This is a genomic window from Bacteroides sp. B1-V-101 (assembly GCF_023656585.1).
GTDB classification, from domain to species: Bacteria; Bacteroidota; Bacteroidia; order Bacteroidales; family Bacteroidaceae; genus Bacteroides; species Bacteroides thetaiotaomicron.
Window position 1 is genome coordinate 43,158 of sequence record NZ_JAMOKH010000008.1, and the last position, 12,696, is coordinate 55,853.

Consider the following 12,696-nt stretch of genomic DNA (forward strand, 5'->3'; position numbering starts at 1 on the left):
AAGATTGAATAATCATATTGTATAATAAACATCTTTTTTAATTACCCTTGCCGGTACTCCTGCGACAATAGTATGCGGCGGTACGTCTTTAGTCACGACAGAACCTGCTGCAACAATAGCACCTTCACCAACCGTCACCCCTTTTAAAATGATAGCAGACATACCAATCCATGCATTATCCTTTATTATAACAGGAGCAAACATGCTATTTCCTCCCGTTATCTGGTGATTATCAGAATCCCGGATAATTACATTCTCTGAAATGATAACATTTTCTCCTATTTCTATGTGATTAAAACAATGTAACTTCGAATGGAAATTAATATACCCGGAACCTAAAATCAGTTTAGCATCCGGCAATACGACTACAGTTGAACCGATAATATCAAAATTCCCTTTTACTATCAATTCCGAGTTAGCATGAAGAATAAGCCGCCCTTTCTCCTGTGAAGAAATGTTTCCAACCCATACCTTACCAACAATTAATCTTTGTAACGGATATACATTATATCGGCAATCTTTTTCTCTGTACAGAATACCATGCCTCGTAACATAAATACCAGGATGAATATATTCTTGATATTTCCTATATATTTTTGCAATAAAACCGAATATCATCTCGCCATCTTTCTTTTACAATAACTTAACAGCATATGCTCTATTAACAGATACATATCATCACGCTTTATTTTCAATAGTAATATATAAATAGATAAACTCATTAAGCCGCCCAATAAAATCTGTGTAACAATAGACAAAGATGTATATGTCAGCATATAAGTAGGTATATTAGCTAAAAGTGCCATAAAAAAATAAGGTAGAAAATCTGTCAGCTGTTCCCGATACCCTAAATGAAATAGCTTTCCAGTATAATATGTATTAATAAAAATAGCAATTTGGGTATATATAACCATAGACCAGCACATCGCCATAATTCCCCAAGATGCACTCAACAAAATCATTGTTATAGAAATAGCTTTTTTCACGACCTCCAGTTTCAAAAATAGATCCGATCTTCCTTTAATCTGTAAAAGAGATAAATTTATTGTATTCACAAATGAGAACATAAAAGAAAAACATAAAAGTATCATGATCGGGACAGATGGCAACCACTTATCTGTAAGTAAAAGAAGTATCAAAGGTTTAGCCAGTGCCGCCAAAATGGTCATACCACAAAAAATAAAAATAGCACAAACTTTAATATATTTCCGATAAATTCCTATTAACTGTTCATCCTCATTCTGCAATCTCGACAGAACAGGAAAAACGACTTGCTGCAAAATTCCCATTATATTACTACTCGGGAAATCCACGTAACTTTGCGCTCTGGTATAGTAACCCAAAGTGGAGGAAGAATAGAACCGTCCAATAATCAACGGGGACAACTGAGAATACATTGTATTAAGCCAACCAGACAACATTAACTTACTGCCATAACCAAACAATTCTTTAAAAGAGCTGGTAGAAAACATCCACAATGGTTTCCAGCAGGAAATTCTCCATAAATAGCAACAATTTACCAAAGACGCAATAATTCCCTGACATACTAATGCCCAAACTCCATAACCATTATATGCTAATAATAATCCTATACCTCCTGAAAAAAAAGTGGCCAGTATATTACCTATCGCGATATCTCTGAACCTCAACTGACAATACAAAAGATTACTATGAACTGAACATAGAGCACCTATCGGTATTGTCAGACAGGCTATTCTGGTTACATTAGTCAATAAAGGCTGCTTATAAAAGTCCGCGATAAAAGGAGCTCCCAAAAACATGACCATGTATACCAATAAACTCGCTCCCAGATTATAATAAAAAACAGTAGAACAATCTATCTCTGTACGGTCCAACTTACGTATCAAAGCAGAACCAAATCCACAATCTATAAATGAACCGGCAAAAGCAGTAAACACTCCAAGCATTCCTAACATACCATAGTCTGAAGGCAAAAGCAGACGGGCCAAAATAAGTCCCAGGACAAAACTTATTCCCTGCGAAGAGAAACGTCCTATAGAAGCCCATTTCACACCGGAAATGCCCATTGAACGAATATCACTATTCACCTCTGTTTTTTTTCGGTATAATATCCTGTTCCCAAAATAGCATGGATTATATTTTCTGTGGCAGACTGATTATGGGGCGGCAATAAGTACGACTTAAAAAAGTTTTTTCTTTTTTCTAGTAAGTAATCAGAGTTTTCCAATACTGTACATTCTATAAAATTCCGGATATCTTGGATAGTCTGCCCCTTATAATGCAGGTCATAGGCTGCCTTGGCAAAAGAATTCATCGTTGCAGTATGCTCTTTTCCATTGACCAGATACATTACAGGTTTCAATGTATGATGATATTCAATCGTAAAAGAGCCACAATCATGAATCATGGCATCCGAAGTCATAAACAAATCAACATACTCATTGGTCTCCAATTGAGCATTCGGCAGAAATTCCCATGCCGCATAATACTCGTCTGTTTTCTCTTTCCCCCATGAAGAATAATTATATAGTTGACTCTTTAGCAAAGGATGAGGCTTAAAAGCCATCTGAACAGGTAATTGAGTGTTCTTTATAAATTCTAACAGTTCTTCCGCAATAGATAAGAAAGTTGAATAGTTCAAACAGCCACCATCAGATATTGAGAAATGTGGTGCCCAAATAATCCGTTTACGACTCTTATCTGTTTTTTTCCACTTATCTTCATGTTTCTCAGTCAGAAATAAGTCTGTTACAGGCAAGCCCGTAACTACGATATTTGAGAATATCCCTGCAAACTTTTTCTTCAAATCAACATTAGCAGACTCATTTTCATAATAATTCTGCCACATCAATCTAAAGAATTCATTATCATTAGCCCAATCTGTCAGTAAGCTATGAAAAGCATAATTTGTATAACAAAATAAAGCATTCATATTTTTATAATACAAAAGACTCTTAGGATAAAAAGTATAAGGTTTTTGATAGAAAATGATATCCGGTTTCAATTTCTTCCGAATATTAATCAGTTTTCCATTTTGATAAGGATAAGTACAAGCATACCCTTTTCTACAAAATAAATTAAAACATGAATCAACTTCTTCTTTCAACAGAGTTTTTTCCTTCTGTTCATCAGGTAAAACAAGAATAGAAGGAGTAAATCTGGGATGTTCCGCCATCGCTTTATAAAGACAATCGCTTTTCCAGGTAGCACTCTCCGCCACAGCAAACAGAACTCTTATATTTTTCTTTCGTCTTAATCTCTTAACTTTAAAGTTCAGAGTATTCTTGTAGAGATATTTAGCACAGTCCCATTTAAAAGAGCGCAGCAACTTATATATATGTTCCATCAACAGATATTAAAGTATTAAGTGTATGTGAAACGCCTTCTTCAAGCTTCCATTGGGGGAACCAGCCTATTTTATTTATTTTCTCAGTATTAAATATCGCCTGTGATATAATAGGTTTATTCTTCCCGGTATTATCCGGTAAATCGAAAATTACTTCTCGTTCACTTTTCTGTGCTATCATTTCCGCAAATTCGCGGATACTGACATTCGACCGGACGTCAGCTATATTATAAGCATTCTTTGTTTTTCCTTTTAGCAAAACGTAAAGAAGTGCAAACACACAATCAACCACATAACACCAGGAACGCTGTTGCAAACCAGAACTTCTCAATATTATATTTTCACCTGCCAATACATTTCGTATAAACTGCGCATAGGCACGATCATCTTTTGAAGTGTAAAAAGGTCCATAAATATGGCAAGGACGTGCTATAACTGTTTCTATCTGAAATTGAGCTGCATAAGCAATACACAAAGTCTCAGCAGTCCGTTTTGCCGCAGGGTAACATGCGCGTAAGGAAGCCCAATCGAGAGAACCACTGTCTTCTTCGCGAAAAGGAATTCCATTCCCCTCTCCATACACTTCACCGGAAGAAACATATAACAACCTTCTTAGATTGTGTTGCTCTCCGTATGAAAACAGATTGTCAACTCCCAATATATTCGCTTTCATAACCCCGACCGGATCATTATGAAAGGCGGCCGGCCCCGCATAGCTCGCTGCATGAATAATATAGTGAAAATCAATATCAAATGGAATCAATGCTGTCACATCACATTGTATCAAGGTGAAAGATTCATCATCCTTGTATCGCATGAAACAACTTTGCGCATAAACCAAATCCCGTACACCTGCATATAGATGAAACGTCTTATCGGGTAACTGCATCAGAGTATCCACCAACGCCCTTCCTATCAGACCTGAGGCCCCCACAATCAGAATATTTATATCAGTCAGAATTTCCCACGGCAGATGCAAATCCTGCACTTTTCTGATATCGTCATAATAAGTCATCATTTCAGCCAGTCTTCTTTTGACGTTTGCCTCAAAACCTTGAAAATCTCCAGGTCTTCCGTAGTCGTAATCTTTATATTTCGCTCCTCTCCCGGAACTATATGCATTTCATATCCGCCCAATTCCGCCAAAAGAGTACAAGAAGATACTGAGTTTATGATACCTTTTGATTTTGCCTGCTCATGGACATTTATAATATTTTCTAACCGAAAAGTCTGGGGTGTCTGCGTTCTTATCAATTTATCACGCGGAATACTTGTCACAGAACAAAAGCCATCATCACTTTCCAAAATAGCCTCCCTACACTGAATACCAGTGATAGCATAACCATACTGCTTACAAATTGCGATATTGGAAGATATAATACTCTGAGATACCAGTGGACGAACCGCATCATGAATCAAAACCAGATCATCCTTTTTGACACCGTTCTTTTTTAAACCGTATATGCCGTTACTAATTGATTCCTGACCATTTATCCCCCCAGCAAATATCCAACGTAACTTTGATACATTATACTGATGAGCGTATGAAGACAACACAGTTTCCCATCCACCTAAACAAACAACAGCAACAGCAGTTATGTCCGGATGTCTTTGGAAAGCTAACATTGTATGTACAATAACCGGACAATTATCCACATGAATAAACTGTTTTGGAATATCTTGTCCCATCCGGTTGCCGGATCCCCCTGCAATAATCAATGCTATATTCATTTTAGTAACAGATTTGAATTTAATACTATTATAATGTTATCCATTCTTCTTTCTTTTGCAGAAATCCTTTATCTGATAAAACTCATTCACGCACAACTTTTTATTTAAGAATAGTCTATCAAACCACATTCTCAATACAAAACGTAAACCAAAATGGGAAATTAATATCTTCGTGATTCTCATAAACATAGAACACTCTTTCACAACCTGAAACCGTCCCATTGGACGAGAGAATTGTGAGAGGATGAACATTGCAGCCTCATCCGTCTTCTCCACATCATAAATAGCTTCTCTTGCTTTCAAAGAAAAGATCCTTTGATGATTTAAGTCGAGTCCAGACCATACCCCTTTTTCATGTATTCTATATACTCCCATTACATCAGGCATACAATATCCTTTCCCATTTTTCAAAATAGCATAGAACAAGGCAACGTCTATATATATTGCATATTTCGAGTATGTATCCAAATCCAATGCCGACTTTCGGTATACGACACTTAATGGTTGAAATAACCAACCTCCACGAATCAAGAAAGACAAATCAAAAGACATCCCATCAGATAAATCGCCAATCGGTTTGATCTCATCATTCATCACCTTCTCCTCTTTTAAACATATTCTGTATCGATGTGAACAAATAACATAATCCGAGTAACATTCTAAAAAATCAATCTGCTTTTGTAATTTATAAGGATCAGTCCAATAATCATCCCCCTCACAAAATGCTATATACTCACCTTTAGCCCGAGAATAATTATAAACAAAACCAACCTTCACACCTTTTGAATATTGATTCTCAGTTTGATATATTGGTTTTATTATATCCGGATATTTTTTCTGATACTCCTCAATAATATTCTGAGTACCATCTCCAGACGCGTCATCATAAATTAAGATTTCTATTGGAAAAGATGTTATTTGCATCACAAAACCATCCAAACACTGACGTAAATACGGAGCATGATTATAGGTCAGACAAGAAATACTAACCAATGGGCATTGTGTCATATCGAAAATCGTATAATATTATATAATACACTTATATTCAATCTTAAGGAATCACTTTCATTGCTTCACGTATATGTTTAATAGCCAACGGAAGTAATATTATTTCTTCATTAAAAACTCTGCCTCCCAATTCCCATGCAGACTCATTCTCCATCACAAGTATTTTTTTTTGAGCTATTATCTCGCCAGTGTCTATTTCCGAATCCACATAATGAACGGTACAGCCGGCATACTTCTCATGATTCCTCAAAACAGCTTCTTGCACTTTAACCCCATACATGCCTTTCCCTCCATATTTTGGCAATAGTGAAGGATGAATATTTATTATTTTACGTTCCCACTTTTCACAAATCCATTTGGGTATAATCGGTAGAAATCCTGCTAAAACAATTAAATTCGTATCTATGGGGACAATCTTCTCAAACTCCTCAAAAAAAGACTTGCCTAAAACTTTCTTTTCTAAAACGGAATATGATATCCCATTTTCCTTTGCTATCTTAATAGCAGGACACTCTCTATCTACTATCAGTAACGAAATGTGATAACCATAATCACATTGATATTTTATCAAAGAACGAAAATTTCCTCCACCACCAGACGCACACACTACAATATTAAAAGATTTCATATCTAAGCAATTTCAATATCTTACACAAAAAGAATCCAATAAATCATTGACTTCATCTTTGGTATTATTCATTAATACATCTATCATCGACAAATAAGGCACAAATTCCTTAGTACGCAATTGAGAATATACTTTTGGGATTGTATCTACAAAATTCAGTACAATTCCATGTTCACTAAATTCCTTTTTATCATAAAGATTCTGCCCACCGATAGCATTATAATAAGTATCAGCACCCAATATTTCACATATCTGCAAGATTTTATCTTTTCCTCTCAGAGAATTATCTTTCGGAATATCTGAGGACATCAATATCTCCGTATCTATTGACAAATAACTGAATATTTCCCGAAAACTATTTGCTATAAATGCCGCAAGCCTCTTATCTGAGAAAGAAATGATTCTTTTCATCAGAGTCATCGTCTGATCAAAGTTAACAGCTTTGGAATAGTTCAGTTGCAGTGTTTTCATAAGTTTCTTAAAATCATCGCCTATCACTATTTCATTGAATAACTTATTCTGACTCGCTTTCTTCAAAGTCACAGTGAACATTTCTTTCTCTCCATTGATCAGTATATGATTACGGTTAACCCAGCCGCCTTTAATGTAATTAACATCATCATAAACCACATACTTATCTACAGCTTTCATTAATTGGAAATAACCGATATAAGGCATAAAGTAAGGTTGCATCACACCAAGTTTCATATTCTACTTTCTTATCAGCCGTAACACCCGCTCCATATCATCTTCGCTCAATGCATGGTGCATCGGCAAACAAATAACCTGTTCCGCCATCTTTGTGGCTACAGGCAAATTTTCTTTCCTTGCTGACTTTAATTCACGATAAGTAGAAAAAGTACTGATCAGCGGATAAAAATACCGCCGTCCTAATACATTATATTCCTTCATCTTAAAATAGAGTTCATCACGGCTCATACCATATCGTTCTTCATCCACAAATATGGGGAAATAAGAATAATTATGCTTCACTCCGGATATATCATCCATAAATGTGATACCGGAAACATTACGTAAGGCTTCTCTATAATTAGTTGTAGCCTGGCAGCGTGCTTCAATGGCAGCATCTACCTGTTTTAAGTTCAGTAATCCGTAAGCTGCCCGCACTTCATCTAGCTTGCCATTAGTTCCGGGAATAACCACCTCCGTTTCACCGACAAAACCAAAATTTTTCAAGTAATCAACTCTCTTTTTAGTATGTTCATCGTGAAGTACCAATGCACCTCCCTCAATGGTATTAAAAGTCTTCGTCGCATGAAAGCTCAATGTCGACATATCACCTGCATTCAAAATAGATTCTCCCTCTCTCTCCACCCCAAATGCATGAGCAGCATCATAGATTACCTTCAATCCGTATTTATCTGCTATTTGCTGAATGCTCTTAGTATCACAAGGATACCCATACACATGCACTGGCATAATGGCTGTAGTATTAGGAGTTATAGCCACCTCTATCTTATCAGGGTCAAGATTACAGGTTACAGGGTCTATGTCTACAAATACCGGTTTGATGCCATTCAACCACAACGAATGTGTAGTAGCAACAAAACTGAAAGGCGTGGTTATTACCTCTCCTGTAATACGCATTGCCAGTAAGGCCGCAGTTAGAGGAAGAGTCCCGTTGGTAAACAGACTGATATAAGGTACACCCAGATATTCACACAAAGCGGCTTCCAGCATCTGATGATAATATCCATTATTAGTAATCCATTTGCGTTGCCATATATCCTGCAAGTAAACATTTAACTCCTCCAAAGATGGTAATAAAGGGGAAGTTACTGTAATCTGCTGTTCCTTCATGGTTTGTAATCTCAGTTGTTTTTTCTTAGTAGTAATTACCTAACAGTATCATATTCTCTCTACAAACCCTACCGGCACTTCTACCATCGCAGCTCCCAGCATATTAATCCTGACGGCTACCTTACTTTTTCCATCCATTGTTATCAGCTCCCCTGTTAATCCTGTCAACGGCCCCTTGATAACTTTTACCTGTTCGCCCGGCTGGATACGCTCCGAACACATCTCAACCGCTTCTTCCGAATAATCGAGCATAAAGCGGAAACGTTCCATTTGTGCATCCGGGATGATTGCCGGAGCACTTTCTCCGCGCAATACCATAAAGCGGCTTACAGAGGGAAGACGAAGCACAGAAATACGTTCGGAAGGAGCTATCCGGGCAAAAACAACCATAGGAATCACGACCCGCTGCACTTTCTTGCTTCGGTCACTCCAACGACGTGTTTCTTCCTGTAACGGAAGAAAAGATTCAAATCCCAATGCCGACAGACGTTCGTAGGTTTTCTTCTCCCTGTTACTCTGCACACAAACAACCAACCAACACTTTTTTTCATCCATAATAACTCCTCCAATTCTATCATTTAAAGTCACAATAAGGTACCCTCCAAGCGCGCTCCGCTCCCGCCAGTCACATACATGACGGCTACCTGAAAAATTTTATGTCTTATCTATCTAACTTTTTTCCTTCTTTTCTATCCTGTAAAAAGGAAAAAGCCTAGTTTATCAATTAATAGCTTCTTCAGCTCCTGAACCAAACTCGTATTGCAACGTCCGTCTCAACCCTTCTTCCATTGAGAAAGCCGGCTTAAAACCCGATGACTGTACTTTAACAGAATCAAACTGAGTCACCGCACAGAACTTCTTCACACGAACAGAACTCACCGACAATTTTCTTCCCGTCATCTTAGCCAAAGCATCAAAGCAATATCCACCCAACATTCCTAACCAATAGGGGTAATGTGTAGTAGGAATATGTTTATTCAACACCTCCCCGACATGATACACCAAATCATTCATTGTGAAATCCGGCTTATCGATATAATTGAATACATGATATCCCTCCATATTATTCTCAATCAGAAAAGCGATAAAAGCAACTACGTTACCGACATAGGCCATCGACTTCCGGTTTTCACCGTCTCCTACCATCAGAAATCGCCCGGAAGTAATCTGCCGCAACAAATTATATACATTCCCCCTGTTGCCCTCTCCAAAGATAACTGTGGGACGAAGAATATGAATGTTCCACTCCCGATGCGTATCATACCACTCCTGCAGCATACATTCCGCCTGCCACTTACTACGACCGTAATCATTGAACGGATCGGCCGGATGCAATTCTGATGGATTATCTTTGTTCAATCCATAGACAGCAACAGAACTGGTGAATACCAAACGGGCAACTCCATTACTTTCCATAGCCTGAAGCGTATTACGTGTCCCTTCCACATTCACCGTATAGTAAAGCGATGCAGGAGTTACGTTGTCTTTATGTTCGGCAGCCAATAAAACCACAAGATCAGTTCCTGCCAGCAACTCCGTCAGCTTCTGTACATCCTGCACATCAGCTATTTGTGTCAGATGAGGATAAAGTTCACTCTGCTGCTTGTCAATATTGAGCAGTTCAATGTTCGGAACAGTCTGTAACAGCCCGATCAAACGACTTCCCACGAATCCGGAACCACCGATAATAGCTATTTTCATATCATTAAATTTAATTATTTGCCACCCCATGTTTTGCCCGGATAAGCTCTCGCCTGTCCAACCATAAATGGAAAGCAATCCACAGTACGATATCTATAAAAATCACGATGTTGTTGCTGATATATTCTACCGCAACAATATTGAAGAAGCTAAAGAACAATGCCAAAGCCAGAATAAGAATCATTGCGACATAATGAGACATCCCTACTCTCAGAAACTTATGATGTATATGATTCTGGTCGGGCATAAAAAGAGGCTTATGCTGAAAATAACGTATCCGTACCACACGAACTACATCAAAAAGAGGGACAATCAATGTAGCGAAAGAAACTACTATCGCTCCTTCGGAAAAAGGCTTTATCAACGGATTATTCATCGCATAGCTGATTGCCAGAAAAGCCATCGAGAGCCCCAGCGTCAGACTGCCAGTATCCCCCATAAAAATTCGTTGTCTTCCTTTCGATTTGCCGAACACATTGTAATAGAAAAAAGGACATAGCACCCCTGCGGTGATAAAGGCAAAAACAGCATGTAACCATGCTGCATTATAAATAAACAAGAAACCAAAAACCAAAGCCCCCATACCGACCAAACCGGAACAGAGCCCGTCGATTCCATCAATCAGGTTAACGGCATTAATAATAAAGACTGCCACAAACACCGTCAGAGGCATTCCAATCCAAGGAGATAAAGTAGTTATTCCGAGTAGTCCATACAAATCATTAATCCAGAGTCCGGATAACGGAAGAAATGAAGAAGCAACAATTTGAGCTACGAATTTTCTACGATAGTTAATCCTAATCAAATCATCTATCACTCCGACCATATTCAAAATGAGCAAACCTATCATCAACAATAAAAATTGGAAAGGTATAAATGGGTCTTGAAGATAGGACGTTATTTCTAGTTTATACATAAAAAACATAGATAGCACTAATAGAAAGCACTGCACCGGGACGAACACAACTCCTCCCAAACGTGGTACTATACCGCTATGGGTCTTGCGACCACCTACAGAATCAAACAGTCGTTTTCTAAAAGCTACGAGCAAAATCTGAGGAGTGATAATCCACCCCATAAATACCGCAACTAAAAATGCTATTGCTATAAAAAAATAATTCATCCCATAATTCTCTTTTTCCAACAAACGAGTGCTGTCGTTTTCTACTTTTCATTAAACAAGAATCATCCGGCCTGATTTTACAGCCATACTATTCTATGCGCAAATTAGTCGCATAATCATCTAACATACAACACATTAACTATACATAATTCCCCTATACTCTTTACTCTCTATTTTGTAATAGAGAGTAATAATGTCTATTTTGTATATATACAATTGATTGATAGAGGGTTATGTACAACCATATACTATATATTATGTTTCATACCCTGCATATACATAACAGGCTTTAATTTTATTCATTATAATACATTGGTAATAAAGTGATTATATTAGACCATACTGAATCAATTATGAAGCATAATGGAGTATAATCGCTTTGTTGCCATCAAAAAGGGAAAGATATGAGAGGGGAACAATCACCGAACGGATTACATTACGCCAGGGAACATTTGTCATGCAAAAATTACATGACAGATATTGATACAGGATTCAAATATATTAAATTCGACACTGAGAAATGCATAGAGGAAGAGTATACCCACAAAAATTATCTTTTATTTTTTTTAGAAGGAGATTTTTCAGTATACTGTAACCAATTTTGTAACCGCACGTTTCATAGCAATGAAATGGTAGTGTTGCCTAAATCTTCAATGATAAAGATTTCCGCAACAGACAAATCCCAAATGCTGGCTATGGCATTTGATATACCTCAAAGCAACTGTGACAAACTTTTATTTCAAGGTTTGAGCTCCATTTGTGAAAATATTGACTATGATTTCAGCCCTATCCCCATGCGTTATCCACTAATGCCATTCCTTGAAACTGTAGTCCACTGTTTGAGGAATGAAATGAACTGTACATACCTACATAATGTAATAGAACGTGAATTTTTCTTCCTACTCAGGGGATTCTATAATAAAAAAGAAATTGCTACACTTTTCCACCCTATCATTGGCAGGCAATTAGAGTTTAGAGATTTTGTCATGCAGAACTATTCAAAAGTAAATAATCTTGATGAGCTAATTACACTGTCAAATATAGGAAGAACCAGCTTCTTTATTAAATTCAAAGAAGAATTCGGAATTACCGCAAAACAATGGATGATGAAACAATTAAAGAAACGTATTTTGGGAAAAGTTATAGAACCGGGTATATGTGTCAAGCAACTAATGGAGGTATGCAACTTTGAGTCGCAAGCTCAGTTATACCGCTACTTCAAACAGCATTTTCGCTGTACTCCAAAGCAATTAATAGACCGTTATCAGGCGAAAACCGATAATCTTTAAGGAGAACTGCGGGATCGTACAAAAGGAGAGTATTAATGTACTTTTTGATAATGGCTATTCGCAAAAA

General features: G+C 37.3%; 13 protein-coding genes. 1 reads left to right on the plus strand and 12 read right to left on the minus strand.

The genetic code is table 11. The annotated features are described in order from the left end of the window. Nucleotides 1-12: 12 nt before the first annotated feature. The 12 genes from NBH01_RS08290 to NBH01_RS08345 all read right to left on the minus strand — a co-directional run bounded on the left by NBH01_RS08290 (nt 13) and on the right by NBH01_RS08345 (nt 11,340). Entirely contained in the window at nt 13-618 is a 606-nt protein-coding gene (locus NBH01_RS08290) for an acyltransferase (RefSeq protein WP_234141143.1), read from the minus strand. Further along, on the minus strand, nt 615-2,069 hold the full coding sequence (locus tag NBH01_RS08295) for a lipopolysaccharide biosynthesis protein (RefSeq protein ID WP_008765265.1): 1,455 nt from the start codon (nt 2,067-2,069) through the stop codon (nt 615-617). Before NBH01_RS08295 ends, NBH01_RS08290 begins: the two co-directional genes overlap by 4 nt. Further along, entirely contained in the window at nt 2,066-3,328 is a 1,263-nt protein-coding gene (locus tag NBH01_RS08300) for a CDP-glycerol glycerophosphotransferase family protein (RefSeq protein ID WP_008765264.1), read from the minus strand. Before NBH01_RS08300 ends, NBH01_RS08295 begins: the two co-directional genes overlap by 4 nt. After that, the gene (locus tag NBH01_RS08305) at nt 3,312-4,346 is read right to left on the minus strand and encodes an SDR family oxidoreductase (protein ID WP_250700063.1); all 1,035 of its coding nucleotides are present in this window, start codon (nt 4,344-4,346) and stop codon (nt 3,312-3,314) included. The genes NBH01_RS08300 and NBH01_RS08305 overlap by 17 nt, the downstream gene beginning before the upstream one ends. Beyond that, on the minus strand, nt 4,343-5,059 hold the full coding sequence (locus tag NBH01_RS08310; protein ID WP_008765262.1) for an IspD/TarI family cytidylyltransferase: 717 nt from the start codon (nt 5,057-5,059) through the stop codon (nt 4,343-4,345). Before NBH01_RS08310 ends, NBH01_RS08305 begins: the two co-directional genes overlap by 4 nt. A gap of 36 nt (nt 5,060-5,095) precedes the next feature. After that, on the minus strand, nt 5,096-6,067 hold the full coding sequence (locus NBH01_RS08315; protein ID WP_113748066.1) for a glycosyltransferase family 2 protein: 972 nt from the start codon (nt 6,065-6,067) through the stop codon (nt 5,096-5,098). A gap of 43 nt (nt 6,068-6,110) precedes the next feature. Then, nucleotides 6,111-6,695, minus strand: a complete 585-nt coding sequence (purN, locus tag NBH01_RS08320) for a phosphoribosylglycinamide formyltransferase (RefSeq protein ID WP_117981328.1) — start codon at nt 6,693-6,695, stop codon at nt 6,111-6,113. A gap of 12 nt (nt 6,696-6,707) precedes the next feature. Further along, nucleotides 6,708-7,403 carry a WbqC family protein gene (locus tag NBH01_RS08325; protein WP_008765259.1) on the minus strand — a complete coding sequence of 232 codons (696 nt, stop codon included), beginning with the start codon at nt 7,401-7,403 and terminating at the stop codon, nt 6,708-6,710. Between the two features lie 3 nt (nt 7,404-7,406). Further along, complete coding sequence (locus tag NBH01_RS08330; protein WP_008765258.1) at nt 7,407-8,516, minus strand: DegT/DnrJ/EryC1/StrS aminotransferase family protein; 1,110 nt, start codon at nt 8,514-8,516, stop codon at nt 7,407-7,409. A gap of 48 nt (nt 8,517-8,564) precedes the next feature. After that, the gene (locus NBH01_RS08335; RefSeq protein WP_008765257.1) at nt 8,565-9,071 is read right to left on the minus strand and encodes a UpxY family transcription antiterminator; all 507 of its coding nucleotides are present in this window, start codon (nt 9,069-9,071) and stop codon (nt 8,565-8,567) included. Between the two features lie 165 nt (nt 9,072-9,236). Then, on the minus strand, nt 9,237-10,217 hold the full coding sequence (locus tag NBH01_RS08340) for an SDR family oxidoreductase (RefSeq protein WP_008765256.1): 981 nt from the start codon (nt 10,215-10,217) through the stop codon (nt 9,237-9,239). Between the two features lie 10 nt (nt 10,218-10,227). Then, nucleotides 10,228-11,340: an MraY family glycosyltransferase gene (locus NBH01_RS08345; RefSeq protein WP_008765255.1), complete on the minus strand. Its 1,113-nt coding sequence runs from the start codon at nt 11,338-11,340 to the stop codon at nt 10,228-10,230. 404 nt (nt 11,341-11,744) lie between these two features. Between NBH01_RS08345 and NBH01_RS08350 the strand changes: the two genes are divergently transcribed. Beyond that, on the plus strand, nt 11,745-12,629 hold the full coding sequence (locus NBH01_RS08350) for a helix-turn-helix domain-containing protein (RefSeq protein ID WP_008765254.1): 885 nt from the start codon (nt 11,745-11,747) through the stop codon (nt 12,627-12,629). The last annotated feature ends 67 nt before the right edge of the window (nt 12,630-12,696 follow it).

Bases quoted from the DNA above. Each gene is read 5' to 3' on its own strand.
- NBH01_RS08325 (WP_008765259.1), bottom strand. From the start codon at position 7,403: ATGAAACTTGGTGTGATGCAACCTTACTTTATGCCTTATATCGGTTAT.
- NBH01_RS08310 (WP_008765262.1), bottom strand. From the start codon at position 5,059: ATGAATATAGCATTGATTATTGCAGGGGGATCCGGCAACCGGATGGGA.
- NBH01_RS08350 (WP_008765254.1), top strand. From the start codon at position 11,745: ATGAGAGGGGAACAATCACCGAACGGATTACATTACGCCAGGGAACAT.
- NBH01_RS08315 (WP_113748066.1), bottom strand. From the start codon at position 6,067: ATGACACAATGCCCATTGGTTAGTATTTCTTGTCTGACCTATAATCAT.
- NBH01_RS08290 (WP_234141143.1), bottom strand. From the start codon at position 618: ATGATATTCGGTTTTATTGCAAAAATATATAGGAAATATCAAGAATAT.
- purN (WP_117981328.1), bottom strand. From the start codon at position 6,695: ATGAAATCTTTTAATATTGTAGTGTGTGCGTCTGGTGGTGGAGGAAAT.
- NBH01_RS08300 (WP_008765264.1), bottom strand. From the start codon at position 3,328: ATGGAACATATATATAAGTTGCTGCGCTCTTTTAAATGGGACTGTGCT.
- NBH01_RS08330 (WP_008765258.1), bottom strand. From the start codon at position 8,516: ATGAAGGAACAGCAGATTACAGTAACTTCCCCTTTATTACCATCTTTG.
- NBH01_RS08345 (WP_008765255.1), bottom strand. From the start codon at position 11,340: ATGAATTATTTTTTTATAGCAATAGCATTTTTAGTTGCGGTATTTATG.
- NBH01_RS08335 (WP_008765257.1), bottom strand. From the start codon at position 9,071: ATGGATGAAAAAAAGTGTTGGTTGGTTGTTTGTGTGCAGAGTAACAGG.
- NBH01_RS08340 (WP_008765256.1), bottom strand. From the start codon at position 10,217: ATGAAAATAGCTATTATCGGTGGTTCCGGATTCGTGGGAAGTCGTTTG.
- NBH01_RS08305 (WP_250700063.1), bottom strand. From the start codon at position 4,346: ATGATGACTTATTATGACGATATCAGAAAAGTGCAGGATTTGCATCTG.